Annotated in this window: 24 protein-coding genes and 1 tRNA gene; 23 read left to right on the forward strand and 2 right to left on the reverse strand. The window is 72.2% G+C overall.

The window, feature by feature from the left end; all coding sequences use genetic code 11:
• Positions 1 to 54 precede the first annotated feature (54 nt).
• From ABD284_RS13600 to ABD284_RS13700, 21 genes are all read left to right on the forward strand, one after another.
• Positions 55 to 1,839 carry a substrate-binding and VWA domain-containing protein gene (locus ABD284_RS13600; RefSeq protein ID WP_344143310.1) on the forward strand — a complete coding sequence of 595 codons (1,785 nt, stop codon included), beginning with the start codon at positions 55 to 57 and terminating at the stop codon, positions 1,837 to 1,839.
• A 193-nt stretch (positions 1,840 to 2,032) separates the two neighbouring features.
• A complete protein-coding gene (locus tag ABD284_RS13605) occupies positions 2,033 to 2,707 on the forward strand; it encodes a hypothetical protein (protein ID WP_344143311.1) in 675 nt (224 codons plus the stop codon).
• A 55-nt stretch (positions 2,708 to 2,762) separates the two neighbouring features.
• Complete coding sequence (locus ABD284_RS13610; RefSeq protein ID WP_344143313.1) at positions 2,763 to 4,751, forward strand: DUF2510 domain-containing protein; 1,989 nt, start codon at positions 2,763 to 2,765, stop codon at positions 4,749 to 4,751.
• A gap of 228 nt (positions 4,752 to 4,979) precedes the next feature.
• Positions 4,980 to 5,621, forward strand: a complete 642-nt coding sequence (gene orn, locus ABD284_RS13615; RefSeq protein WP_344143314.1) for an oligoribonuclease — start codon at positions 4,980 to 4,982, stop codon at positions 5,619 to 5,621.
• 73 nt (positions 5,622 to 5,694) lie between these two features.
• Positions 5,695 to 5,770 (forward strand) — tRNA-His (locus ABD284_RS13620).
• A gap of 1,269 nt (positions 5,771 to 7,039) precedes the next feature.
• Positions 7,040 to 8,536 (forward strand): hypothetical protein, encoded by a 1,497-nt coding sequence (locus ABD284_RS13625; RefSeq protein ID WP_344143316.1) that lies wholly within the window; start codon positions 7,040 to 7,042, stop codon positions 8,534 to 8,536.
• Between the two features lie 78 nt (positions 8,537 to 8,614).
• On the forward strand, positions 8,615 to 9,409 hold the full coding sequence (gene cpaB, locus ABD284_RS13630; protein ID WP_344143317.1) for a Flp pilus assembly protein CpaB: 795 nt from the start codon (positions 8,615 to 8,617) through the stop codon (positions 9,407 to 9,409).
• Positions 9,409 to 11,109: a CpaE/TadZ family protein gene (locus ABD284_RS13635; RefSeq protein WP_344143318.1), complete on the forward strand. Its 1,701-nt coding sequence runs from the start codon at positions 9,409 to 9,411 to the stop codon at positions 11,107 to 11,109. Before cpaB ends, ABD284_RS13635 begins: the two co-directional genes overlap by 1 nt.
• Positions 11,102 to 11,530: a TadE/TadG family type IV pilus assembly protein gene (locus ABD284_RS13640; protein ID WP_344143319.1), complete on the forward strand. Its 429-nt coding sequence runs from the start codon at positions 11,102 to 11,104 to the stop codon at positions 11,528 to 11,530. Before ABD284_RS13635 ends, ABD284_RS13640 begins: the two co-directional genes overlap by 8 nt.
• A 54-nt stretch (positions 11,531 to 11,584) precedes the next feature.
• Positions 11,585 to 12,940 carry a TadA family conjugal transfer-associated ATPase gene (locus tag ABD284_RS13645; RefSeq protein ID WP_344143320.1) on the forward strand — a complete coding sequence of 452 codons (1,356 nt, stop codon included), beginning with the start codon at positions 11,585 to 11,587 and terminating at the stop codon, positions 12,938 to 12,940.
• Positions 12,937 to 13,869, forward strand: a complete 933-nt coding sequence (locus ABD284_RS13650) for a type II secretion system F family protein (RefSeq protein ID WP_386699255.1) — start codon at positions 12,937 to 12,939, stop codon at positions 13,867 to 13,869. Before ABD284_RS13645 ends, ABD284_RS13650 begins: the two co-directional genes overlap by 4 nt.
• Positions 13,870 to 13,947: 78 nt before the next feature.
• The gene (locus ABD284_RS13655) at positions 13,948 to 14,847 is read left to right on the forward strand and encodes a type II secretion system F family protein (RefSeq protein WP_344143321.1); all 900 of its coding nucleotides are present in this window, start codon (positions 13,948 to 13,950) and stop codon (positions 14,845 to 14,847) included.
• Between the two features lie 107 nt (positions 14,848 to 14,954).
• Positions 14,955 to 15,176, forward strand: coding sequence for a hypothetical protein (locus ABD284_RS13660; protein WP_344143322.1), 222 nt, complete (start codon positions 14,955 to 14,957; stop codon positions 15,174 to 15,176).
• 66 nt (positions 15,177 to 15,242) lie between these two features.
• Positions 15,243 to 15,890, forward strand: coding sequence for a pilus assembly protein TadG-related protein (locus ABD284_RS13665; RefSeq protein ID WP_344143323.1), 648 nt, complete (start codon positions 15,243 to 15,245; stop codon positions 15,888 to 15,890).
• The gene (locus ABD284_RS13670) at positions 15,887 to 16,921 is read left to right on the forward strand and encodes an OmpA family protein (RefSeq protein WP_344143324.1); all 1,035 of its coding nucleotides are present in this window, start codon (positions 15,887 to 15,889) and stop codon (positions 16,919 to 16,921) included. The genes ABD284_RS13665 and ABD284_RS13670 overlap by 4 nt, the downstream gene beginning before the upstream one ends.
• A gap of 9 nt (positions 16,922 to 16,930) precedes the next feature.
• Positions 16,931 to 17,509, forward strand: coding sequence for a hypothetical protein (locus ABD284_RS13675; RefSeq protein ID WP_344143325.1), 579 nt, complete (start codon positions 16,931 to 16,933; stop codon positions 17,507 to 17,509).
• A 35-nt stretch (positions 17,510 to 17,544) separates the two neighbouring features.
• Entirely contained in the window at positions 17,545 to 18,210 is a 666-nt protein-coding gene (locus ABD284_RS13680) for a C40 family peptidase (protein ID WP_344143326.1), read from the forward strand.
• Between the two features lie 27 nt (positions 18,211 to 18,237).
• Entirely contained in the window at positions 18,238 to 19,107 is an 870-nt protein-coding gene (locus ABD284_RS13685) for a hypothetical protein (RefSeq protein ID WP_344143327.1), read from the forward strand.
• 328 nt (positions 19,108 to 19,435) lie between these two features.
• The gene (locus tag ABD284_RS13690) at positions 19,436 to 21,124 is read left to right on the forward strand and encodes a hypothetical protein (RefSeq protein WP_344143328.1); all 1,689 of its coding nucleotides are present in this window, start codon (positions 19,436 to 19,438) and stop codon (positions 21,122 to 21,124) included.
• A gap of 378 nt (positions 21,125 to 21,502) precedes the next feature.
• Positions 21,503 to 21,943, forward strand: a complete 441-nt coding sequence (locus tag ABD284_RS13695; protein ID WP_344143329.1) for a hypothetical protein — start codon at positions 21,503 to 21,505, stop codon at positions 21,941 to 21,943.
• A gap of 55 nt (positions 21,944 to 21,998) precedes the next feature.
• A complete protein-coding gene (locus ABD284_RS13700) occupies positions 21,999 to 22,790 on the forward strand; it encodes a MerR family transcriptional regulator (RefSeq protein ID WP_344143548.1) in 792 nt (263 codons plus the stop codon).
• Between the two features lie 42 nt (positions 22,791 to 22,832).
• Here ABD284_RS13700 and ABD284_RS13705 read toward each other — a convergent pair whose 3' ends face one another.
• Complete coding sequence (locus tag ABD284_RS13705) at positions 22,833 to 23,036, reverse strand: hypothetical protein (RefSeq protein ID WP_344143330.1); 204 nt, start codon at positions 23,034 to 23,036, stop codon at positions 22,833 to 22,835.
• A 472-nt stretch (positions 23,037 to 23,508) separates the two neighbouring features.
• Here ABD284_RS13705 and ABD284_RS13710 point away from each other — a divergent pair, with 472 nt between their 5' ends.
• Positions 23,509 to 23,778 carry a GntR family transcriptional regulator gene (locus ABD284_RS13710; protein WP_344143331.1) on the forward strand — a complete coding sequence of 90 codons (270 nt, stop codon included), beginning with the start codon at positions 23,509 to 23,511 and terminating at the stop codon, positions 23,776 to 23,778.
• A 129-nt stretch (positions 23,779 to 23,907) separates the two neighbouring features.
• The gene (locus ABD284_RS13715) at positions 23,908 to 24,144 is read left to right on the forward strand and encodes a GntR family transcriptional regulator (RefSeq protein WP_344143332.1); all 237 of its coding nucleotides are present in this window, start codon (positions 23,908 to 23,910) and stop codon (positions 24,142 to 24,144) included.
• A 34-nt stretch (positions 24,145 to 24,178) separates the two neighbouring features.
• Here the strand turns inward: ABD284_RS13715 and ABD284_RS13720 are convergent, their stop codons facing one another.
• Positions 24,179 to 24,817 carry a hypothetical protein gene (locus ABD284_RS13720; RefSeq protein ID WP_344143333.1) on the reverse strand — a complete coding sequence of 213 codons (639 nt, stop codon included), beginning with the start codon at positions 24,815 to 24,817 and terminating at the stop codon, positions 24,179 to 24,181.
• Between the last annotated feature and the right edge of the window lie 129 nt (positions 24,818 to 24,946).

Raw genomic sequence — 24,946 nt, forward strand, 5'->3', positions numbered from 1 at the left:
AGATGTCGAGTTCAGTACCGTTCAGACCGCACCCCCTCCAGGTAACAGACCCCCGTGAGGAACACCTTGGGACGCCATAGCGGAACACATGAAGACGGAGCGGGCAGCTGGGACCGCCCCGAGCGGCGGCCCTCCGGCCGCAGCCGGCGCCGTCGCCGGCGCGGGCGCGCTTTCACCGCGCTCGCGGCCGCCTTCGCGATCGTCATCGGCCTCAGCGTCACCGGCTGGTACGTGCTCAACACCAGCGGCGGCTGCGGCGGCCAGGACGTCGAGCTCAGCGTCGCCGCCGCCCCCGAGATCGCCCCCGCCCTCAAGGAGGTCGCGGCCGACTTCAACGCCGACAACGACGGCGTCGAGGGGCGCTGCGTCAGCGCCGAGATCCGCGCGGCCGAGTCGGCCAGCATCACCTATGGCATCACCGGCGCGGGACCGGCCTCCGGCGGCACCGAGTCCGACGTGTGGATCCCCGACTCCTCGCTGTGGCCCAACCTGGTCAAGGGCGACTCCGGCGGCGACGCCGGCTTCACCGACACCGGCACCTCCGTGGCCACCTCGCCGCTGGTGCTCGCCCGCCCCGCCGAGGCCGAGGGCCCCGACGAGCGGCCCTCGTGGGACGAGCTGGTGCCGACCTCGGCCTCCGACCTGGGTTCCGAGGGGCCGCAGGTCCAGCTGGTCGACCCCATCCGCAGCTCCTCGGGCATGGCCACGCTCTCCCTGGTCGCCGGCGCGATCGGCCAGGAGGAGGAAGGGCGGCCCCAGCTCGTCGCCGCACTGCAGACCCTCCAGCGCAGCGTGGCCGAGGACCAGCAGGCCGCGTTCGACCAGCTCGCCGAGAACCCCGAGGCCTCCAGCCTGCTCGTGCTCTCGGAGCAGGCCGCCTGGCGGTACAACCAGGAGCACAGCGACGCCGCGGCGCAGGTCGACTATCCCGAGGGCGGCACGTACACCCTCGACTACCCCTACATCGACCGCAGCTCCGACCCGGTGGTCTCGCAGGCCGCCGAGCTGTTCCGCGAGGCGCTGACCCGCAACTCCGCGCAGAACACGCTGCTTCGGGACGGATTCCGTACCGCCGACGGCGAGGCGGACGGCGACGTGCTCACCGAGAAGGCGGGCTTCCAGGCGGCGGCGCCCCAGGAGCTGCCCACCCCCTCCACCAAGGATGTGCAGCAGCTCGCGCAGGCCTGGAACCGGCTCAAGCTCGACTCCCGGCTGCTGACGATCGTCGACGTCTCGGGGTCGATGCTGGAACCGGTGCCCGGCACCGGGATGAACCGGATGCAGATCACCGCCGCGGCGGCCGTCGAGGGACTCCAGCTGTTCCCCGAGAGCTCCGAGCTCGGGATGTGGCGCTTCTCCGTCGGCATCAACGACGACCTCGACTACGAGGAGGTGCTGCCCATCCGCGAGTTGACGGCCGAGGTCGAGGACGGCACCACCCAGATGGAGGCCCTGACCGACGCGTGGGGCTCCATCCAGCCCGTCCCCGACGGCGACACGGGCCTCTACGACACCTACCTGGCGGCCTACCGGGAGATGTCGCGCACCTACAAGGCCGACCGCGTCAACGCCATCCTGATGCTCACCGACGGGAACAACGACGACCCCGACAGCATCAGCCTGGACGAGCTGGCCTCGAAGCTGGAGGAGGAGTCCTCGCCCGTCAAGCCGATCCCGGTGTTCACCATCGCCTTCGGCCCCGACATCGACGAGGAGCCCCTCCAGAAGATCACCGACATCACCGGCGGCGCCTCCTACACCACGGAGAACCCGGCGGAGATCGGCGACATCTTCCTGCAGGCGTTCTCGCACCGCCTCGACACCGGCGACGGCGCCTGACGCGGCCAGGCCCAGAGCACGTGCGCGCCCGTCCCGCCCTCCGTTCCGCGGGGGCGGGACGGGCGCGCGCTTGCGGAGTCAAGCGCCACGGATAGACCATCCTTGCCCACCGCGCGCACCCTATGGACTTAGCCCTCCGCTTCACGTACTCAAAGGGGGTCGGAACGCGATGGAGCGGTGAGAGGTGGCAGCTGTGGTCAAAGCTTGGATGCCGGGTGCCAAACGAGTTCCCTGCGCAGGCCCGGCGGGGGCGCATCTGCAGGGAGGCGCTCCGCGCGCGGTCTGGCTGACGACCGAGTCGGACCCGGCCGCCCTCACCGCACGGGCGGTGGCCCAGCGCCTGGCCGGCGACGGCCGCCTCGGGCACCTGGTGTGGAACCCCCGCACGGGCGAGACCGTCCAGCTGCTTCCGGCGACCGCCCCCGCCGCCGGCGAGCTCACCGCGGGCGCGCCCGACCGGGCATGCGAAGGGCGCGTCTGCATCGTGGTCACGGTGATCGGATGGTCCTACGCCCCGTTCACCGACTCCCCGATGTGCGACCTGGCCCCCATCCTGCGCTGGCTGGACTCCTGGGGCGTCGCCCGGCGCTGGCCGGCGGGCGCACCCGCGGCCGCACCTGCGCACCCGCGCACACGGGGCTGCGACGAGCGCTTATGGGCGCGCGGCGGCCACTTCGGCCACTCCCAGGTGCCCGGGGCGCAGTCGCCCTCCCCCGGCGCCGTATCCCCGCACCGGCTGCTGGAACCGCCCGAGCCGCCGGGGCGTGCACGCTCCCTCACCGCACCGCCGCCCCAGCCGCAGGCGCTGCCCGCCATCGAGCACAGCGCCAACGGTGAGCGGCACTACGCCGGTGCGGCGCGCGGCTGAGCGCACCGGGGACAGCCGGTCGGGGCCGGTCCGCACACCCTTTAGTCTGTCCGCCATGGGTGGATCGATCGAGCCGGGCTGGTACGCGGATCCGCAGGGCGGGCAGGACCTCCTCCGCTGGTGGAACGGAGACGAGTGGACGCAGCACGTGCGCTCGCTGTCCGAGCTGCAGGGGGCGGCCGCGACCGCGGACGAGGACGGCGAACCGACCGCCGACCTCGGCGGACGGGGCGGGGACGACGAGGCGACAGCGCCTGACCTGGGTCCCGCGTCCGCGCCGCCCGCGGACGACGGGCCCAGCACCGTGCGCGTCGACCCCGGCCAGTGGTCCGGAGCCGGCACCGGCCAAGACGACGAGGAACCCACCGCCGACCTCGCCGGCGGCGGGCCCCCCACGCCCGGCGCCGGGCAGGCGCCGGCGGCACAAGCGTGGGAGGAGGACGAGGCCACCGCCGACCTCTCCGGCGGCTCCACCATGCGCATCGATCCCCCGTCCGCGCAGGACTCCCCCGCCGCGCCCGCTCAGCCGACCGGCCCCGGCATCGGCGACGAACCCAGCACCATGCGCATCGACCCCGGCCAGTGGTCCGGAGCCGGCACCGGCCAAGACGACGAGGAACCCACCGCCGACCTCGCCGGCGGCGACTCCACCATGCGCATCGACCCTCCGGCCGCATCCGGCCAATCCGGCCGAGCCGACCGGTCCGGGCCGGACGCCGGCGGTCCCGGCGGCCGGCCGCCCGCCGACGCCACCGCGCGCTTCGACCCCGACTCCACCGCCGTCGCGGGCGCGGGCGGCGCCTTTCCGTCCGACAGGCCCGCCGATGACGCCCCGGCCGCCCCAGCAGCCGGCTCGACCATGCGCATCGACCCGTTCCGGGACAACGACGAGCCCACCGACGACCTCCGCGGCGACCGGCCCGGCGGCGAGGGCGGCGACGCGCCCCGCACCGCCGTCTTCAACCCCGGCGACGCGGGGCTGACCATGGGCACCGGCGCGGCAGGGGCCGCGGGCGCCGCGGCTGCGGGCTCCGACGAGGAGGGCGGGAAGAAGCGGTTCAGCCTGAACAAGCTCTTCGGCAACCTCCGTGAGGGCTGGTCGGAGATATCGGAGGAGCGCAAGCAGCGCCAGGAGGAGCAGCGCAAGCAGGCCGCCGTCGAGGCCCGCCAACGCGCGGAGGAGCAGGCCAAGCGCGCCGAGGAGGAGAACGCGCGGCGCGCCGAGGAGGCCCGGCAGCAGGCCCGGTCGGCCGAGCAGAGCCCGCAGGCGCCGTCCGGCGAGGCCGGCGCCGCCGCCCCCGGCGCCTCCACCGCCGCCCCGGACCCGGCCTCGGGCTCGGATCCGGCCTCGGGCGCGGGATCCGCACCGCGGCAGCAGGCGCCGGAGGCTCCTCTGTCCGGCCCCCAGCAGCCGGCGTCGGGTCCCCAGCAGCCCCACTCCCCCTCCGGCGGGCGGCCCGCGGCGCCGGGCGGCCCTCCGGCTCCCGCCTATCCCCCGCCTTCGGCGCCGTCCGGACCCCAGCAGGGCTACAGCGCGCCGCCGCCCGCCTACCCCGGCCCCTCGGGTCAGCAGCAGGGATACGGTCCCGCAGCGGCTCCGGGCGGATACCCGCAGCAGGGGCCGCCCCCCGGCTATCCGCCGCCCGCGGCACCCCCGCCTCCGGCCCGGCGCGGCCGCAAGCGCGGGCAGCAGCCGGCTCCGCAGGGCTACCCGGGAGGCCCGGTGCCCGGCGGCTACCCGCCGCCCGCCGCGCGGCCCCCGCACGCGGCCGGTCCGGGCGGCTACCCGGCGAACGGCCCGCAGGGACCCCAGCAGTGGGGCGGACCCTCCGGGGGCCAGAGCCCGTGGGGCCGCCCCGGTCCGCCGCCTCCGCCGCAGCAGCCGCAGCAGCCCCGCCGGCGCAAGAAGAAGAGCGGCTGCGGCGGATGCCTGGGCTGCTTCTTCTTCGTGGTGCTGCTCGTGGTGGCGGCGGTGTGCGCCGTCGGCTACCTGCAGTACACCGGCCGCATCGACTTCCTCAGTCAGTTCGGCATCTACCTGTGACCGCGCGGCGCCCCTCCCTCCACCGGATTCCGCAGGTGCGGGTCCGCTGCCCCGCGCCCGGGCCGGGCGCCGCCGTCCGGCCGCCGCGCGGCGCCTTCGCGCACCCGCTTCCGCTCACGGACGGCGCACCTCCGCACGCGCTGCGCGACCGCCCGCGCCGGGTTCCCGGCGGCTGCGGGCCGGGCGCAGCGGGTCGGACGCACGGTGAAACGGCTTAAGCTGGCCCGTATGAACGACTGCTTGGTGTGGATCGACTGCGAGATGACGGGGCTCGACCTCGAGAACGACGCGCTGATCGAGGTGGCCTGCCTGATCACCGACAGCGAGCTGAACCAGCTCGACGAGGGGATCGACGTGGTCATCAAGCCGCCGAAGGCGGCCCTGGACCAGATGGGCGAGTTCGTCACGCAGATGCACACCACCTCCGGCCTGCTGGAGGCGCTCGACAGCGGGGTCACGCTGAAGGAGGCCGAGGACCGCGTCCTGGAGCACATCCAGCGCTACGTGCCCGAGCCGAAGAAGGTGCCGCTGTGCGGCAACTCCATCGCCACCGACCGGCTCTTCATCTCCCGCGACATGCCGCGCATCGACGAGTTCCTGCACTACCGGATGGTCGACGTCTCCAGCATCAAGGAGCTCCTGCGCCGCTGGTACCCGCGGATCTACTACGCCAGCCCCGAGAAGCACGGCGGCCACCGGGCGCTGGCCGACATCACCGAGAGCATCCGCGAGCTGCGCTACTACCGCGCCGCGGCCTTCGTCGCGCCTCCCGGCCCCGACAGCACGACGGCGCGGGCCGTCGCGGCCGACGTCGCCGCAGGCGGGACGGGGCGCCTGGAGCAGCAGCGCTCCGCCGAGGCGGAAAGCTGATCGGAGCACACCCGCGAGTGGGCTAGAATCTAATCCGGACGCAGGACGGGGAACACTCCGGTCGGCGCTCATGGTGGGTGTAGCTCAGTTGGCAGAGCACTTGGTTGTGGTCCAAGAAGTCGGGGGTTCAAGTCCCCTCACTCACCCCAGGCGAAAGCCCCGCGCTCACGGTTCCGTGGCGCGGGGCTTTTCTCGTTGCGGCACGGCGGACACCGCGCCCGCACACCTCGGCGCCCCCTCGGCGACGCGTCCCGCCAGGCGGCTTCGCCCGCGCCGGACAAGACCCGTCCCATGACACAGGCGCCGGTGCCGCCTTCGGCCCCCGCCGCCCGCCCGGCCGGTCGCCCCACCCGCATCCGCGCCCGCGGCGACCCCTCCGCGGACGCGCGCAGGCTCGCGCGCGACGACCCTCGCTATAGCCGCCTCCCCGCCCCACGGACACGATGTGCGGCCACCTCGGTGTCGAACAGGCCCGCCTCCAGACACCCGCGGACCGCCCCATACGCGCCCGCTCCACGGCACTCGCCGGACCGCCGGTGACGACGGGGAGAGTTGTCCCCCTCACCGCACGCAGGGTTCGCACGCACCGCGGACGCCCACGAACCCGCGCGCGCAACGGCCGCAGGTCCCGCGCCAGGCGGCCTCACCCGCGCCGGACAGGAGCCACCCCATGACACAGGCGCCGATGCCGCCTTCGGCCCCCGCCGCCCGCCCGGCCGGTCGCCCCACCCGCATCCGCTCCGGCGACGAACCTCTTCCGTCGGGTCGGAGAGCCGGGCCGTCGTCCAGGGGGGCTGGGCGGAGCGACCGCCGCTTCCGGCCAGCCGGGGCCGGTTGTCCACAGGGCGACGCGGGCCTCGGCGCGCTCCGGAAGGGCTTGGCTACGATACGAATCCGGGGGGGCGCTCGTCTGCGCTCCGCCTCCTCCGACCGGGTGCCCGCACGGCACACCGCCCGCCCCCGACATGTAGCGAAGGGAGCCGCCGTGACCGCCGACCTGCGCGCTCGGAGCACGCGACGCCCGGTTCCGCCCTGCGGACCCGGCGGCGTGCGCCCTCGCGGCGCCGCTCCCGATGAACAGCCGGCGCGAAACAGCGAACGGAATATCGAATGGCGTGCCGTGCCGTTCACTCCGTGTTTTCCACCGGGGGAATGGATTCCGCCGGGCCCGAACTCGGTCATTACCCGCCGGCGCGAACGCGGTCCACGGCCGACGCACGGACGATCACGGTTCCGCGCATCCACGTGAGCGCCGGGCGCCCCGCGAATACACAGGAGAGCGGACTCTCACCCCATTGATCAGAGTTCCACCGTTACCATATGCCGGGACAGTGCCGAGTTGCCCCTTCGCTGTCCACAACCCGAAAAATCGATCTTGATGTCCATATCAAACCGCCCATCCCCGGGAGCCTGTCACTGTGACCCGTGACCAGACCAGGTCAGCCAGCGTCGTCGCCCTCCTCGCCGACATCCCGAGCACGGGGCATCTCGGCGCGGCCCAGGCGCAGCGCTTCACCCTGGACGGTCACGACCTCGCCGAACGCTCCGGACCCTTCGTCGACTTCGTCCGCCACCACGCCTCCCGGGGCGTCAAGGTCGTGGCGCTCTACCCGCGCTGGCGCCGCGAGCACGCCCGCCGCGCGGTCGCCTTCGCCCGGGGCGCGCTGCGCGAGGACGCCGTCGCGGGCGCCGACGTCGACCTGTCGCCGCTGGCGCTGTCGCTCGTCGCCGACCAGTTGGCCTACCTCTGCCCGTACCTGCCGGCCGGCATGATCGCCGGGCTGGCCGACGAGCTTCCCCGGCACACCTTGGCCGGGGGGTGGCTGCGCAACGTCGCCAACCTCGCGACGATCCCCATCTCGGTCCCCCAGCACCTGGGCTCCTTCGCGCCCGGCGTCACCTATCTGGCGCTGTGTTCGCCCCTGCCGCAGGTGGCGCGCGTGCCCAAGGGCGAGACCGCCGCCCGGCTGCCCTTCCGCCCGCAGGACCCGGTCCAGGTGCTGTACTCCAGCGGCGCCCACTTCGACACTTCCGCGTTCGAGCAGCAGTTCCTGGCCTCGCTGCAGGCGGTCGCCGCCCGACGGCTGCCGCCGCAGCCCCTCGGCCCCGTCTACTGGGGCTCGCCCAAGTACGCCGAGTTCGTCGCGTTCAGCGCCCACCCCCGCGCCCTGACCGAGCCCGCCCGCACCGTGCGCCCGGCCACCTGCTCCTGGTGCGGCGAGCCCACGATCATCCCGGTGTGCCGGTTCTGCGGCGCCGCCAACACGCTGCCCGCCCAGCGGCCCGCCGCCCCGGCACCGAACGCGTCCCCGGCGCCCCTCGCCCCGGCTGCGCAGGCGCCCCCGCCCGGGCCCGCCGGACACCCGCCCGCCTGGACCCAGGCGCCGCCAGCGGCGGGCCCGTACCCCGAGCGGCCCGCCGCGGCGGAGCCGCCGGCTCCCCACCACGCACCCGGCCAGGAACCCCCCGCGCCCGCTCCCACCGCGGGCGAGGACCGAGTCTCGCCCGTCGGCGCCCCCGACTCCGGACCGCAGCGGCCGCGCCGCCCGCGGCCCCCCGACCCGGTCGAGGACGAGGACCTGCCGGTGCCGCAGGCGCTCCCGCCGCTGCCGCACGAGCCCGGCGGTCCCGCGCCGGGCGGCGGCGCACCGTCGGCGTCGGCCGGCGCCGCTTCCCCCGGGGCGGCGCCGCCCGGGTTCCGCCTGCAGGCGGAGCCCGAGGCCGCCGCGCGCCCCGCCTCGGCGCTGCCCGGCACGGCCGGGGGCACCGATCCGCGCCCGCCGGCGCCGCCGAGCGGCGGTCCCGGCCCCGACCAGCCCTCGGGCCCCCAGCCGCGGCACCCGGCTCCCGCCGGGCACGACACCGGCGATCGGCACCGGGAACCGGACGTGTCCGTCCCCCGTGCCCCCAGATGAGCGCCTGGGGCCGCCCCGCCCCGGCGCCGATATCCGCAGCGGCCTTCCGGCCCCCCGTCCGCCTAGAAACGGAGCGCCATGAACCCTCGTCAACGGCGCGGAATCCTGCTCATGATCGTCGCCGCCGTCGGCGGTGTCGCCGTGTTCCTCACTGTGGTGGCCTACGTGGGCAACCTCAACAGCGAGCTGGGCAGCTACCGCACGGCGCTGCGCCTGACCGAGGACGTGCAGCCGTACCAGGAGATCACCCCCGACATGCTGGAGGAGTACGAGGTCCCCGCCCGCTTCTTCGACTCCCAGCACTTCATCGGCGAGTTCGGCGAGATCAACGAGCAGGTCGGCCGGCTCCCGGTGGCCTCCAGCGCGCTGCGCGAGGGGGAACTGCTGCAGCGCAGCATGGTGATCGCCGCGCCCGACCTGGAGGAGGGCGAACGCGAGATCGCCATCATGGTCGACGCCGAGACCGGCGTGGCGGGCAAGGTGGGCCGCCAGTCGCGCGTGGACGTCTACGCCGCCTTCAACCCCGGCGAGGGCCAGCCGCAGGCGTGCGCCTACCGGGTGCTGACCAACATCGAGATCCTCGACATCGGCGACGTGGGCTCCACCATCGACGAGACCACCGGCGACACCGGCAGCGTCGTGCCGGTCACCTTCCGGCTCACCCCCGACCAGGCGCTCAACCTGACCTACGCCGAGTCGTTCGCCAGCAGCCTGCGCCTGGCCGCGGTCAGTCCGCAGGGCTCCGGCGACCCCGGCAACCTGGAGTTCTGCGCCGAGGACCAGCTCGACCAGATCCGCGAGCAGTCCGGCGAGCCCGCCGAGTCCGACGGCGCCGAGGCGTCCCCGCAGCCCGAGCAGACCGAGGGCGAGTGATGAGCGGATACCAGGTGATGCTCGGGGTCCCCTCGGCCGAGCTGGAGGAAGCGCTGCGGGCGCGCTTCGACGAGCTGCTCGACACCGAGGTGATCGGCGTGCACCGCACCTCCCAGGAGATCGGTGACAGCGTCGGGCAGGTGCCCACCCTCGACGTCGTGCTCGTGCACGAGCGCCTCGGGCCGCTGCCGGTGTTCGACCTGATCCGCGACCTGTCGCGGAACCGGCCCCAGCTCGCCGTCATCCTCGTCGTCGACGAGGTCGACGCCGACACCTTCACCAACGCCATGGAGGCGGGGGCGCGCAGCGTGCTGCCGGCGCACGCCACCGTCGAGCAGATCGCCCAGCGCGTCACCGCGGCCGCCGACTGGTCGCGCACGCTGCGCCGCCACCTGGAGGCCGCCTCCCTGGACGTCCCGATGGACGGCCGGAGGGGCTCCATCGTCACCTTCAACGGCGCCAAGGGCGGCGTGGGCACCACGACCAGCGCCATCCACCTGGCGCGCGCCGCCGCCCGGTCGGGCCGCGTGGTCTGCCTGGTCGACCTGGACCTGCAGTCGGGCGACATCCCGGGCTACTTCGACCTCAAGCACCGGCGCAGCATCGCCGACCTCGTCGAGGCCGCCGACGACATCAGCGCCTCCATGCTCGCCGACACCCTCTACGTGCACCCCGAAGGCGTGCACATCCTGCTGGCGCCGCACGACGGCGAGCGCGGCGAGGACGTCACGGGCCGCGCCACCCGCCAGATCCTGGGTGCGCTGCGGTCGCGCTACGACCTCGTGCTCGTCGACTGCGGCACCGCCACCACCGAGGCCAGCGCGATGGCGGTCGAGCTCGCCGACACCGCCGTGCTGCTGGTGACCCCCGACCTGCCGGCGCTGCGGGCGGCCCAGCGGGTGGTGGCGATGTGGGGGCGGCTGCAGATCCGCGACTCCCGCAACGTCAGCGCGCTGCTGATCCGCCACAGCCGCAAGAACGAGATCCAGCCTGACTTCGCCCGCAAGCTGCTGGCGACCCCCATCCTGCGCACCGCGGTCCCGGCGGCCTACCGGGCGGTCGAGGAGGCCTCCAACACCGGCGACCCCGCACGCGTCACCGACGAAGGCCTCCTGCGGACGTTCGCTCAGGTCGCCGCCGAGCTGGAGCTGCTGCACCGGCCCGAGTCCCCCTACGACCGCGACGGCGCGGGCGAGCCCGCCTACCAGGCCGCTCCCGGCTCACCCGATCCCTACGGCGAGCCCGCCGACGCGCGCGAGCGCCGCGCGCGGGCGCGGCGGCGGCGCGGCGACTCCGGCGCGCTGTTCGTCGAGTTCGCCTCGACCCTGCCCTTCGTCGGGTTGGCGCTGCTGATGACCTGGCAGATCCTACTCGTCGGGCTGACGGGCATGTTCGCCTCGCACGCCGCCAACGAGGGTGCGCGCCAGGCGGCGATCGACCCCTCCGACGACGAGGCCATCGCCGAGGAGGCCGCCAAGCGCATCAGCCCGCCCTGGAACGACGAGGGCACCCTCGACGTGTCGGTGGTGGGCACCGACGCCGGGCGGGCGGTGCAGGTCAGCATCGCCACACCGGTGTTCCTGCCGGGGGTCGACGGCCCCTGGGACATCAGCAGCCGGGCCCTGGTCATCCCCGAGGACACCGGCCGGCCGGGGCAGGAGGCCGACCCGGTCGCCCCGGAGGAGGACGACGATGCCTGAACCGGCCGGTGCGGCGCGGACGGCGCTTGCGCGCGGGCGCGCGCAGCCGCCGCTCCGCGGGTCCGCGCGCCGGCGGCGCCGGGGCGACCGCGGCTCCCAGATCCTGGAGTTCGCCGCCTACTTCCCGCTCTTCGTGCTGGTCGCGACGATCGCGCTGGAGACTTTCTTCGCGTTCATCGCCGCCGAGCGGATGGAGCACGCCGCACGCGCCGGCGCCCGCGCGGCCGGGACCGAGGGCCTGGCCGGCGGCGAGTCCACCGCGCGCGCCGCGCTGCCGTCGTGGCTGAGCCAGGCGGAGGTCTCGGTGGGCGACAACGGCCAGGGCGGGTATTACACCGAGGTCACCGTCGACTTCCCGCTGATGTTCCCCACCCCCGGATTCGACTTCGACCTCTCGCGGCGGGTGGAGATGCCGCTATGACCGCACCGGCGCCCCGCGCGTGCCCCTCACCGCCCTCCGACCGCAGGTAGTGCCATGGGACTCAAAGACCGCCTCACCGACGACCACGTCAACGACCACCAGACCGACCAGATCGCGCACTGGCGCCAGCGCCTGCTGCGCGAGGTCAACCTGGACGACATGGCCATGCTCACCCTGGAGCAGCGGCGCACCCGCCTGGAGAAGGTCGTCGGGCACATCATCTCCCGCGAGGGCCCGGTGCTCAGCGACCGCGAACGCGGCGGGCTGGTCCGCCGCGTCGTCGACGAGGCGCTGGGGCTGGGGGTGCTGGAGCCGCTGCTGGCCGACGAGAGCATCACCGAGATCATGGTGAACGGCCCCGACAGCGTCTACGTCGAGCAGCGCGGACGCGTACACCGCATCGACACCGCCTTCACCAGCGAAGAGCAGCTGATGCAGACGATCGACCGGATCGTCTCGCAGGTGAACCGGCGCATCGACGAGTCCAGCCCGATGGTCGACGCGCGGCTGCCCACCGGCGAGCGCGTCAACGTGATCATCCCGCCGCTGTCGCTGAGCGGACCGGTCGTCACCATCCGGCGCTTCCCCAAGCCCTTCACCGTCGAGGAGCTGGTGGCCCGCGGCAGCGTCGACGGCACCACCGCCGTGCTGCTGGCGTCGCTGGTGCGGGCGCGGTTCAACGTGATCATCTCGGGCGGCACGGGCACCGGCAAGACGACGTTCCTCAACGCACTGTCCAGCTTCGTGCCCTCCGACGAGCGCGTGATCACCATCGAGGACTCCGCCGAGCTGCAGCTGCAGCAGGAGCACGTCATCCGGTTGGAGGCCCGCCCGCCCAACATCGAGGGGGCGGGCCAGGTGACCATCCGCGACCTGGTGCGCAACTCGCTGCGCATGCGCCCGGACCGGATCATCGTCGGCGAGGTCCGCGGGCAGGAGACCCTGGACATGATGCAGGCGATGAACACCGGCCACGACGGCTCGCTGGCGACGGTGCACGCCAACTCCGCTGAGGACGCGGTCTACCGGCTGCTCACGCTCGCCTCGATGTCGGAGGTCAAGATCCCGTTCGAGGCGCTGCGCGACCAGATCAACGCGGCGGTCGACGTGATCGTGCACCTGAGCCGCTACCCGGACGGCTCGCGGCGGGTAGCTCAGGTGGGGGTCGTGGCCTCGCAGCGCGACGAGGAGTTCCGGCTGGAGCCGCTGCTGCACTTCCAGCCCTACCCCGACGACGGCAGCGGGCACACCAACGGCGAGTTCCGCCGCTACCGGCTGCCCTACCACGTCGCCGCGCGCATCCGCGCGGCCGGCGAGTCCGTGCCGGCGGCGTTCGGCGTCCAGCGGGAGAACGGCCGCCGACCGGCCTTCCCCGATCCCGCCCCGCCCTCCCCGGAGGTCCCCCTGTGACGTACACGACGGTCATCCTGGCCTCGGCCGCGGTCACGATCTGCCTGTTCGTGCTGGGGCTGGTCCTCTACATCGACGGCAGCGTGCAGCGCCGCCGGCTCGCCTCGCGCAGCGCGCTGCACGAGGTCGAGCGGCGCGCCAACACCCCGCTCGCACGGCTGGACGTGCTGCTGCGCCGCACCGAACCGGGCCAGCGCATCGAGTACCGGCTGGCGCGCGCCGGGGTCAAGGTGAAGGTGTCGACGTTCGTGGTGCTGATGGCGGCGGCCGCGGTGCTGGCGGTGGTGTTCGTCTGGCAGGCGCTGGCGCCGGTGTTCGGGCTCGCCGCGGCGTTCGGGGTGGGCTTCGCCTTCTTCGCCTACCTCAAGCGCCAGGAGGAGCGGCGCAAGGAGGCGTTCACCGCCCAGCTGCCCGAGCTGGCCCGCGTACTGGGCAACGCCACCCAGGCCGGCCTTGCGCTGCCGACGGCCGTGGACATGGCGGCCGAGGAGCTCGCCGAGCCGGCGGGCTCGGAGCTCCGGCGCGCGGCGGAGTCGATGAAGCTGGGGCTGCCGTTCGAGGAGGCGATGAACGAGCTGCGCCGGCGCATGCCCTCCCGCGAGATCGGGGTGCTGCTGTCGACCCTGCTGGTGTCGTCGCGGTCGGGCGGCGCCCTGGTCTCGGCGCTGCGGTCGATCTCGGAGACCCTGGAGGAGCGCAAGGAGTCCCGCCGGGAGGTGCAGACCATCCTGACCGAGACCACGTCGACGGCGTGGGCGCTGCTGGCGATGGGCGTGGGTGCGCTGTTCCTCGTCAACCTGCTCCAGCCCGACGCCATCCGCACGATGACCCAGAGCGCGGTCGGCACCCTGGTGCTGGCGCTGTCGTGCGGGCTGTTCCTCACCGGCTTCGTCCTGGTCCGCCGCATCACCACCCGTATCGACCTCTGACCGCCCGGGCGGCCCGCAGCCGCCCGCCCTCCCGCCCCCCGAAACCGGCCCGCGAGCCCCCGAACCCCCGGAGCCCTCATGCCCTTCGCGTCCGTCCTGGCGCTCGGCCTCGGAGCCGCCGCGGTCGTCGCGGTCTTCTGCTGGGGCCTGTACCTGTTCACCAAGCAGAGCGAGGTGGCCGGCGACATCACCGCGGCGCCGCCCCGCGCCAAGCGGAAGTCGACGTTCGTCCTGAACCGCCTCACCGAACTGATCGGCCGCCCGTTCCTGGGTGCGGTGCGCGAGCTCGTCGGCGAGGAGCGCCAGGAGAGCATCCGCCTGCGGATCGAGGCCGCCGGCCGCCCGGAGGGCCTCACCGTCGAGCGCTACCTGCAGCGGAAGACGGGCGAGATCCTGCTCTACAGCAGCGCCGCCCTGCTGCTGTTCTCCCGCGACCAGACCATGCTGGCGCTGCTGGCGCTGGCGTTCGTCCTGCTGACCGACGCCGAGCTGCTGCTGAAGACCCAGCAGCGCCAGGACGACATCCAGCGCCAGCTGCCCGACTTCCTCGACGTCCTCGCGGTCAGCGTGGGTTCGGGTCTGGCCTTCCGCCAGGCGCTCGCCCGGGTCGCCGACGCGATGCCGGGCACGCTGTCCGACGAGTTCCGGATCGTGCTGCGCCAGATGGACCTGGGCACCAGCCGCAAGGACGCCTTCCAGGCCCTCCGCGACCGCAACTCCAACGAGTCGCTGGGGAAGTTCGTCACCGCCATCCAGCAGTCCGAGGAGCTGGGCGCCCCGCTGTCGCACACCCTGCTCAACATCGGCCAGGACATGCGCCGCCAGGACGCCCAGTACATGCGGCGCAAGGCCCAGCGCATCAATCCCCGGGTCACCGGGATCACGGCGGCGACGATGCTGCCCGGCCTCCTTCTGCTGGTGGGAGGAGCGATGATCTTGGGATCGGGAGTCGACTTCGGAGGTGTCTTCACCGGATGACTTATCCACAATCCATCGGCCGCCCCTACACAACTGGACGCGACACCCGTAACTTGATATCAACCGCCGGGGACCAAGATCCCCATGTTCGCTTCCGGGAGGGCTGAATGGCCAAACTGCTGGTGTCCCTGCACCTGAAGACACGGGAAATGATCATCAGTCGCCTCACCGCCCCCCGAGGAGACAGAGGAGCGAGCATTCTCGAGTACGCAGCGGTGATCATCCTCGTCGGCGGCGTAGCAGTGGCGATCATGCAACTAGAGGTTTTCAACGACATACCTACGACAATTTCACGAAGCATCCAGAATGTTCTGGACCCCTCTGAATAACTTCCGGAATCCATGACAAAGAGGACTGGAACCCGCAGGTCGGATCGCGACAACGGTCAGGCGAACTTGTTCATGCTCATCGGCTTGACCATTTCACTGATCGCGATACTTCTCCTCTTCGTGCGGGTAGGCAACGCCAACAACCTGCGGAGCGATGCCCAGACGGCAGCCGATGCAAGCGCACTCGCCGCCGCCGGAGTAGCTCGCGACAACGCCGCCGAGAAGCTCGCGAACGACGAAATCCCCTACAGCAGACTCTATGATCCGGCCGAAGGCAGGACAGCCGCCGAACATTACGCACAACAAAACGGCGCGACGGTCGAACGGATCCGTGCGAGCGACGACAGCCAAGGAAACCTCGGAAACATTGTACGCGTGGAGATTCAGACAACTGAGTGCCAGCGCGAACTTCAGGAAGACGGATCACGGCACTGGTCGGACACCGCCTGCGCGGATTCCGACGACCCCGACGCCGACACCTCGCACTCCGGAAACGCGGCCGCGATAGCCGAAGTGGTGGTGCCCGACTGCGAGTACACATTCGGCGGAACCGAGATCGTCGGACTGACCTGCGAGGGGGAGCGAGTCCAAAGCTTCGCTCACGCTCAGCAACTGATCGACGTGCGTCTCACCGACTCCGAGGGGCAGTACATATACAAACCGCTGGGCAACGCCCTGGCATTCGCTCCGCCGCGAGGAGAAAATCCATCATGAATGCACAGGGAGCAAGCAACAACCCTCGTGGGGTAGCCGCCACTATCCTGGCGCTGACGTTTCTGCTCTCTGCGTGTGTTACCAGTGGCGGCAGCGATGGCTCGCAGCAGAGCACGGGGACCGGTGGCCCGCCATCCGCGCCGCCCACTTCAGGTTCCGGCCCCCCGGTTCTGGCGAGCACCACGACCACCTCGACCGAGGCAGGCGCGAGCCTCCGTATCGACATACATTCTCTGCAGCGCCAGAAGAACGAGACGGCCGTGCTCGAGTTCTCCATCGAAAATCTTGGATCTCAAGAAGAGGCCAGCCTGCCTAACCCGCCACTTCAAGGCGAGGGATCCGCCGATGTGCAACCGTTTTCACTCATCGACGGCGCCAACAGGAAAAAGCATCTGCCGCTGCTCTATTCAGCGGGAAAGTGCTACTGCAGCGACTGGAGCGAGGCGACTATTGAGAGCGGCGAGTCCTTGAGCGGCTGGATCGCTTTCCCGGCGCCTCCCGGTGATGTGAAGTCGATGATCTTTGTTTCGGCCATCGCCCCACCGATACTCGATATTCCTCTGACCCGCAACGGAAATAACGTCGAGCATCCGGCGTCCGGAGAACTGGCGCCGCCGGAGATCTGGGACGTGCGTTCGCTCGAGGGCGACTTGGCCGGAAACACACGCGAGGAGACCGGTGACGAGGTGTCCATCTCACTCTCGACCGACGTGCTGTTCGCGGTCGGAAAATCAAATCTCACCGACAAAGCCGAGGAGAAACTCCGCCAAGTCGCGCTGGAAATCGATAACTCACCCAGCGAGACCGTGAAAATCGATGGCCACACGGACGACAGCGGCAACGCTTCCATCAACGATCCACTATCGGTCGACCGCGCCCAGGAGGTCAAGGAGTCACTGTCGTCCCTGGTCAGCCGTTCAGGAGTCGAATTCGAAGCCGAAGGGCACGGGGCAGACCGACCTATCGCGACGAACGAGACAGAAGAGGGGCGGAAGAAGAACCGGCGCGTAACCATAACCTTCGCCAGTTAGGAGTACAGCATGCCGATGCGCGTCGCTCGTGCTTCCGGAGTTCCACTCGTCGTCGTGTGCTCCATGGGGACCCTGCTCATGGTGGCGCCTGCGGGCCTGGCTTCCACATCGCCCCAGGAGACTCAGCCGCCGCAGTCAACACCCTCAGCGGGCTCAACTCCCTCCCTCGGCAGCAGCCAGACCAACGATGAGATCGACGACCTCCCGGATGCCACCGCCGATATTATCGGACTGGACGGATCGAAGAGCAGCGGATTCGTTTCCCTCACCGTGAGAATCACCAATAAAGGGACTTCCAAGGATATCCATTACGCCCAGTTCGAGAACCCCACCTACCTCTACCGGGAGGCGGTCTTCAGCGGGATATCCCTTATCGACGACGAAAAGGATAACCGGCATCACCCGGTAATGGATGAACACGATTACTGCCTATGTTCTGGGTACGCCCCACGGTTGCCCTTTTCAGCATTCGTACGGCCGGGGGAGTCGGTGGATTACTGGGCGATGTACCACGTGCCCAAGGAGCTGAATACGGTAGACGTGAAGATTCCGGGGTTCGATCCTATTGAGGACGTTCCCGTCGGGTGAGGTTCGGGTTCCACTGACGTGAGGAGGTCGGTGCGGTGACGGTGCCGAGGAAGCTGCTCGCTCGGCTGCATGGGCGCGGGAGTGAGCGCGGGGCGTCGATCCTGGAGAGCGCGGCGCTGATCGCCGTCGCCGCCGTGGTCGTGATCGGTCTCGCCAACACCTCGATCGGCGACACCCTCCACGACGCCACCCGTGAGTACGTCTGCCGCGTCGAAGGTCCCGACTGCGGCGAGGAGACCTGGGTCGAGCGCGAGCGTCCCGAGAAGCCCGAGGAGTACTCCTGGGCGCCCATGGCGAGTACCTGGAACGGCGAGGTCCAGGGCGAGGGCAGCGCCAAGGTCGCGATCCAGTTCGCGCTCGCCCAGCAGGGGAAGCCCTACGACTGGGGCGCGACCGGGCGGCAGTCCTACGACTGCTCCTCCCTGATGCAGGAGGCGTGGCGCGAAGCGGGCGTCTCGATCCCGCGGACCACATGGGATCAGAGCGGCGCTCTGCAGCACGTCCCCAAGAGCGGACTCAAGCCGGGCGACCTCATCTTCTTCCACACCATGTCGGGGTATCCGCCGCCCACGCACGTCGGGATGTACATCGGCGGCGGCAACATGGTGCACGCCGGCGACCCCGTCCAAGTCGTCCCGGTTCTCGGCAACCCGCATTGGGAGTCCCTCTGGGTGGGCCAAGCCCGTGTCCCGCAGGCGTGAGTCGGAAGGGTCGGTGACGTGGTGACGGTGCGTTCAACCCGTGGTTCAAACCGCGGTTCGTTCTGCCGGCGGGTGGTCGCGGCTCCCGCCGCGCTCGGTGCCGTGGTCCTGCTGACGACCGCGTGTGTCGGCGCCTCCGGCGGCCCTTCCTCCCACGAGGCGGTTCCCACGCCCGGCGACGCCGAGAACCGCGCCGAACTGGCGGAGGTACTGCCCGAGGCGCTGGGGGGCGGGGCGTCCGCGTCCTGGCGGTTGCTGAGCTTCGACAGCAGCGGGCTGATGACCGTCAACAGAGGACGGCTGAGCTGCGACGGCGACGGATCGGGCACCTACCTCGTCGAGGGCGGCGCCACCCGATCCACGCCGGAACAGGAGTTCGTCCCCGGACGCGAGTTCGACGAGCAGGACCTCGCCCCCGCCCAGACTCAGACCGCCGGTTCCGTCGCGACCGACGAAGGACTGCACGCCGAAGGCGGCGGCGACTTCTGGCCGGTCGACGAGGCGGAGGTCCCCACCGAGTACGCCGAGGACGTCGCCGCGGCACGCGGCGCCAACTGCTCGCACATCACCGCCACGGTCGCCACCAGCAGCGACCTGCGACTCATCGACGCGATCGAGGTCGACGGCGCACCCGTCGCCCACTGGAAGGGCACCGCCTACATCGACGAACTGCAGGAGAACGCCTCCGGCTACGCCCGGCAGGACTACGCGGAGCTCACCGCCATGAATCTGGGCGAGGCCGCGGTCGACGTCGAGCTGTGGGTCGACGCCGGAAACCGCCCGGTCGCCTATTACCAGAGCCTGCCTCCCGACCGCACCGGCCTGCAGCCCCGCTGGTTCGCGCTGTCCCTGAGCAACTGGAACAACGGCACATCCGTGACCGTGCCCGGAGACTGATCCGGGCGATGGCGCGTGCGTCGATCGCCGCACGCGCCGAGCCCGCCAGCCCACCGATCCGGCCCCCGGCGTCCCACGACCCCTGCTGATACGGCGCCGGCACCGCGCTCCGCGAACCGCCGCACGCAACCGGGCCGCCGACCGCTGACCGCCGCCCACGCGATATCCGCCGCCGACCCGCCCGCATCCGCGCCCGGGTGCCGCCCCGCGCGTACCGTGCGCCGCCGAACGCCGCCGCAGCGGTGGCCCGCCTCCCGAGCACGGACGACGCCGCCCAGCCCCGCCTCGCGCCGCCCTCCGCTTCCACGCCCTTGTTGCGAGGCCGACCATGGCTGCCCGACAGCGCCGCCGTCCGCTCCTTTTGTCCGCTCGCGTACGCACTCCTGCGCCCGCTCCCCCGACTATCCGCCCCTCCGCCCTCGCGGAGCGCCTCGATGCACCCCGCTTCCGGCTCCGCGTCCATCCGCACTCCCGCCGCCTTCGGGCCGCCGGCGACCGCGGCGCGGCCGCCCTGGAGTACGCGGGCGTCGTCCTCCTGGCGTGCACCCTCGGTGTCGCCCTGGTCGGCGCCACCGACTACGGCCAGCGGCTCCTGACCGAGGTGCGCCGCGCCGTCTGCACCGCGCTGGACCTCGGCGGGTGCCCGAGCGGCCCCGGCAGTGCGGACGGCTTCCTGCCCAAGCGCTGCGCAACCGACGAGCACCGGATCAGCGCGTCGGTGGGTGTCTCGGTCGTGGCCAGTCCCAGCGGCAGCGTACGCATCGGCGAGCGCGTCAACTCCGACGGCACCGCCGAGGTCTCGCTGACCCGGGGCCTGCACGCCACCGCGGATGCGCCCAACCCGCTGCACTGGGGCGGCGAACTGAGCTCCCTCGCCGAGGCCCGGGTCGGCGTGGGCGCCGGCGCGCACGGCGGCGCGACCGCCGCCCACGTCTGGACGTTCGCCACCGAGCGCGAGGCAGCTCGCTTCCGCGAACGGGTCGCCCGCTCCGAACACCTGGAGACCCTGGGCAGCGGAAGCGGCGCCTTCGACGCGCTGGGGTCTCGGATCGTCGGGGCCGCAGGCGACCTCTTCGGGTCGGAGACGACGGGCGCCCTGCCGCCGCCGGACCGCCGCGAGGTGTCGCTGAGCGCCGGACTCCATCTGGCCGGCGAGGCGGGCGCGAGCCTGGGCGTCCGCGACCGCGACCGCGACCGCGGCCGGGCCGCCGGCGGCGAGTCCGGTCGCCGGACCGGCGGGGCGACCGGTCGCCCCGCCGTCCCCGGTGGTGCAACGGCCGGCACCCCGCGCCCGGGCGGCTCCGCCCCCGCGGACGGAACCGGGACGGGCCGCGACCGGGTATCCAGCGACCTCGGCCTGCTGCACCTGGTCTCCGCCGGAGCCGAAGGCGACGCGTCACTCACCGAGACCGTCGACGAGCGGCGCGGCACCGTATCCCGGACGGTCGGGTTCCGCTTCGCCGAGTCGGGCGGCGTGGGCCCGCTCATGCCCCCGTCGGTGCTCAGGCCGCGGGACGCCCGCGACCGGATCACCCGCGCATCGGTGACGACCACCCGCGACCGCGGCACCGGCGAGCTCACCGAGGTCGCCGTCGAGACGGCGAACACCGACGACGGGAGCGGGCGCGTGGTCGGCACCGCCCGGCTGAAGGTGACCGACGCGAACCGCGCGACGGTCCGCCGCTGGCTCGCGGGCGGCGAGCCGTTGAGGGCGCTGACGTTCCTGGCCACCACGGGCCGCCCCAAGGACGCGGCCTCGCCGAAGGCGGCGGGCAGCGGGGAGGTCGGCGAGTTCGACCGCCTGCTGTACCGCGAGGCCGGCTACAGCGCCGTCGGCTACGCCACCCGGTCCGCCGGACGCGAGTTCAGCGCCGACGCCACGCTCAACGGCCTCTCGTTCGGCGGCGCCACGGGATGGGAGTCGGTGACCCGCACGGCCACCGGCGCGCGCTACCTGGCCGCGCCCGGCCCGGACGGGCGCCGCGAACTCGTCCCCTACGAGGAATGCGCGGGGTGAAGCTGATGCCGCACGACGACCCCGCGCCCGTCCACCGAGCAGGGTGCTCCCAGCCGGGACCCCGTCGGGCCGTCAGCGCGAGGCCGAGCCGCTTCCTGCGCGAAGCGCACCCCGTCGCTTCAGCTCCCGGAGCCCGGCGCCGCATGGACTCCGGCGAGATCGTCGCCCGATCGTGCCGACGATTCCGTCCCCTGGGCGGCGGCCGCCGCCGTGTGGCTCGCCGGCGGTCGATTCGCCCGCTGAGCACGCCGCACCGGCGCCGCGGCCGTCACCCATCCCGACCCGGACAGTGCACCGCGACGCTTCCACACCCGCCGCCCATCACCCTCAGCCCAACCACACCCCATTCAAAGCCGACCGAGCACCCAAGGAGCACCAATGGACCTCCTCCGCGCCTGGGCCGCGGGCGCCGCCGTGTGGCTCGCCTGGGCCGTCGCCAGCGCGCTGCTGCACCTGTGGCTGCTGCCGCTCGGGGCTCTCGACGTCCCCTCCCTGCGGCTGGCGTGGGTCGGGCTCACCACGCTGACCGGCTACCTCCTGGTCGCCCTCGCCGCAGGCCTGGCCCATCCGCGCGCACGCCGAGCCGACCGGGGCCGCCGCACCGCCGCCGTGTGGGCGCTGCCCGCCTTCGGCGCCCCGCTGGAAGGGGCGGCCCGGATCCCCCATCTCACCCACCCCTCGAACGGCGCCTCGGCGGTCGACTGGATCACCCTGGGCACGGCCGTCGCGATGATCGCCGCCGGAGCCGCGGCAGGTGGTGCCCTGGCCCGTTCGCTCCGCGCGCACACCGCACGGAGCCGCCGACCGCGAAATTCCTGAGAGGGACTTGACCTTGAAGCCGACTCGAAGGCCTACCGTCACGAGTGTGCAGACCATGCGGATATCACAGCTGGCCGAGCGCACCGGCGTCGCGGCGTCGACGCTGCGCTACTACGACGAGCGCGGCATCCTACCCGCTCGGCGCACCCGGTCCGGCTATCGCGTCTACGACACCGCCGATCTGGAACGCCTGCGCCTGATCACCACCGCCAAGCGGCTGGGGTTGTCGCTGGAGGAGATCGCCCGGCTCATCGACGTCTGGTGGGGCGGCGCATGCACCCAGGTCAAGGCGTCTCTGCGGCCGAGCGTCGCGGCACGGCTGGCCGCGGTCCGGAACCAGGCGGCGGAGCTTGAGCTTTTCGCCGACTCCCTGCGCGGGGCCCTCGACCGGCTAGACGCGCTTCCCGACGACCCGGGCCCCTGCGGCCCCGATTGCGAGCTGATCGACGTGACCGACTACATCACCCCGTCCGCCCCGCGGCCCGGTTCCGACCCGCGCGGAAGCGCGCCGGCCGTGGCGTGCTCGCTGGAGTCCGCCGACGCGACGGGCGAGCGGATCGACCGGTGGCGGGCGGTGCTGGCCGACGCGCGGCGCGAAGAGATCGAGGGCGGACTGCGCGCGGTGGTCCCGGCGGAGCGCGCTGGCGAGGTCGCCGACCTCGCCGCCGCCGAACAGCGCTGCTGCGCCTTCTTCTCCTTCGCGCTGCACTTCGCACACGACGCGGTGAGCCTGGAGGTCCGGGCGCCGAGGCAGGGGCGCCCGATGCTCGACGAGATCTTCGGCCCGGCCGACGCCGAGGCCGCTGGGGACCCCGGCGCCGCGACCGCCCGGTCCCCCGCGCGCTGACCGCAGCAGGGCGGCCGGACCTCCTGCACCCGCACCGGCCGCTCAGTCGGCGCGGTCGAGCATGCCGCGCAGCCGCCGCTGGATCTCCATCGCGGTCTCGCGGACCGCACCCAGCCAGAACACCCTGTCGTCGGTCGCGCACACGAGTTCGTCCACCAGGTCGTGAAGCTCGGACCGTTCGTGCTCGGTCAGCGAGAACCCGTCACGCTGTCGGGGGACCACCGGATCGGCCCCGTCCGCGCTCATCGCCCCGCCCCCGCGAGCGCGCCTTCGAGGACCGGCCTGAACTCCGCGCCGAACTCCGCATGCCAGGAAATTTCGCCGGGCCGGATGTGCGCCGGCGCGGACGCTGCGTAGGGGCGGATCCGTGCGGCGGCCCCCGACCGCGCGTGGCGGGCGCACGGCACAACGGGCGACGCGGGCGCCGGAGCGTAGGACCGCGCCCGAGCAGCGAGGCGTGGCGGAGTCCGCCGGGCCGCCGGTTCTGGTGGAGTGCACCGAGGGATCGGGACGGTCGGCCGGGCGCCCTTATGCGCCACAGCACACGCTGGATAGGGTCGGTCATGTCATCAGCTCCTAGATAGCTGGTGGCCACGCCCTCGGGCCGTTGCCGCGGTCGCGAGGGCCTTGTCTGCCCGACCATACCTCAACCTTGACATAGCAAGCTATGGCTTACCTCACAATAACGAGCCAATCCGTGCCCATCTAAAGTGATTCCATGTCGCGGATTCCCCAGGGCTACGGTCCCGATAGTGAGATCGACCATGAGGCACCGGATCCCGTTTACCTCCAGCTCTGCTCGATCCTGGTGGCCAGGATCGAGAGCGGGCGGTACCAGCCTCAACGTGTGGTGCCTGGAATAGAACGCCTTGTCCAGGAGTTCGGAATCGCCCGCGGAACCGCTCGCAAGTCGTTGACGTATCTCGCCGATCTCGGCTACCTGCGCATCGTGAACGGCAAGGGCGCCTACGTCAGCGGAGACCGCTGAGTCTGCGGTCGCAGGGGTCTTTCGATGTCGAAAGTAGCCGAGGAAACCCATCCTGTCTATAGATGTTCATATATAGGAGCGACTATGTCTATATATGAGCTAGTTGGTCTGGATGGCTACTGTTCGACTGTGCAATACGATCCGACTCGACCGAAGTGGCAGCAGATCGCCGACGTACTCCGGCGACGCATCGACGAAGGCGTGTATCCAGCCCACCACAAGCTCTCCGAGGTGCAGCTGGAAGGCGAGTTCGAGGTTGCCCGCATAACGATGCGCAAGGCGATCAAGGCCCTGCGCGACGAAGGCAGAGTCGTAACCACGCCCGGCATGGGGTCCTTCGTCACGGCGACGGAAGCACCCGACTAGCTGTACTGACCATTGAGGCTGTGAACGGCGGGCGCTACTTCGGCTCGGGGGCCTCTGCTTGGGACTCGCTCGCGGCTTCGGGTTCCGCGTTCTTCTCGGCGCCGGGCCTCTCGCTCTCCCCCGGCCCGGGCTCGTCGGACCCGGTCGCCTCGGCTTCGGACGCCTCGTCTCCGGCGGCTGCATGCTCCGCCGCGCCCGCGTCGGTGCGGTCCCAGTAGGTGCGGGGGACGCGGACGCGGCTGCCCGTGGCCGACTCGACTACCGCGGGGGCCTGCAGGCGCCGCATCAGCAGGAAGGCGGCGGCAGCGCCGGCCAGCGCGACGGCCGTCCAGCTGAGGTAGAGCGTCCAGTTGACCCCGGCGCCGGTGAGCAGTCGCGCCGTGTCGACGGCGGTGCCGACCACCGGCGCGGCGAGGACCGCGAGCGCGTTGCGGCCGAACCGGTGGCGGTCGGGGGCCCGGTGGACCAGGGCGGATGCGACGACGGACAGGAAGTAGGCGGCGAAGCCGATCGCGCCCAGCCACAGCAGCGCCCAGCCGAAGCCGGCCACGTGTTCGGCGGGGGCGAGCAGTTGGAAGACGAGCGACCCGACGTTGGTCAGCATGAACCACGCCACCGCGCCGATGACCCACGCCCGGATGAACTCCACCATCGCCTCTCCGCCGATCCGCATCCGCCGACTCGTGTTCCCTGCTGGATTCTCCTGCTCGATATCCGACGCCCGGTCGCCGCCCCGGGGCGCGGCCGGGCCTGCCCGGTCCCTCACCCGGTCGCCCTTCGGCCCGCCGGCCGCCGCCCGGCC

The sequence above is a fragment of the Streptomonospora arabica genome, from assembly GCF_039531585.1.
Lineage (GTDB): Bacteria > Actinomycetota > Actinomycetes > Streptosporangiales > Streptosporangiaceae > Streptomonospora > Streptomonospora halophila.

Excerpts from the sequence above, each read along its gene's own strand:
- ABD284_RS13690 (WP_344143328.1), top strand. The coding sequence starts at position 19,436 with ATGGCTGCCCGACAGCGCCGCCGTCCGCTCCTTTTGTCCGCTCGCGTA.
- ABD284_RS13610 (WP_344143313.1), top strand. The coding sequence starts at position 2,763 with ATGGGTGGATCGATCGAGCCGGGCTGGTACGCGGATCCGCAGGGCGGG.
- ABD284_RS13675 (WP_344143325.1), top strand. The coding sequence starts at position 16,931 with ATGCCGATGCGCGTCGCTCGTGCTTCCGGAGTTCCACTCGTCGTCGTG.
- ABD284_RS13660 (WP_344143322.1), top strand. The coding sequence starts at position 14,955 with ATGGCCAAACTGCTGGTGTCCCTGCACCTGAAGACACGGGAAATGATC.
- ABD284_RS13700 (WP_344143548.1), top strand. The coding sequence starts at position 21,999 with ATGCGGATATCACAGCTGGCCGAGCGCACCGGCGTCGCGGCGTCGACG.
- ABD284_RS13705 (WP_344143330.1), bottom strand. The coding sequence starts at position 23,036 with ATGAGCGCGGACGGGGCCGATCCGGTGGTCCCCCGACAGCGTGACGGG.
- ABD284_RS13720 (WP_344143333.1), bottom strand. The coding sequence starts at position 24,817 with ATGCGGATCGGCGGAGAGGCGATGGTGGAGTTCATCCGGGCGTGGGTC.
- cpaB (WP_344143317.1), top strand. The coding sequence starts at position 8,615 with ATGAACCCTCGTCAACGGCGCGGAATCCTGCTCATGATCGTCGCCGCC.
- ABD284_RS13645 (WP_344143320.1), top strand. The coding sequence starts at position 11,585 with ATGGGACTCAAAGACCGCCTCACCGACGACCACGTCAACGACCACCAG.
- ABD284_RS13670 (WP_344143324.1), top strand. The coding sequence starts at position 15,887 with ATGAATGCACAGGGAGCAAGCAACAACCCTCGTGGGGTAGCCGCCACT.
- ABD284_RS13640 (WP_344143319.1), top strand. The coding sequence starts at position 11,102 with ATGCCTGAACCGGCCGGTGCGGCGCGGACGGCGCTTGCGCGCGGGCGC.
- ABD284_RS13655 (WP_344143321.1), top strand. The coding sequence starts at position 13,948 with ATGCCCTTCGCGTCCGTCCTGGCGCTCGGCCTCGGAGCCGCCGCGGTC.
- ABD284_RS13710 (WP_344143331.1), top strand. The coding sequence starts at position 23,509 with ATGTCGCGGATTCCCCAGGGCTACGGTCCCGATAGTGAGATCGACCAT.
- ABD284_RS13635 (WP_344143318.1), top strand. The coding sequence starts at position 9,409 with ATGAGCGGATACCAGGTGATGCTCGGGGTCCCCTCGGCCGAGCTGGAG.
- ABD284_RS13695 (WP_344143329.1), top strand. The coding sequence starts at position 21,503 with ATGGACCTCCTCCGCGCCTGGGCCGCGGGCGCCGCCGTGTGGCTCGCC.
- orn (WP_344143314.1), top strand. The coding sequence starts at position 4,980 with ATGAACGACTGCTTGGTGTGGATCGACTGCGAGATGACGGGGCTCGAC.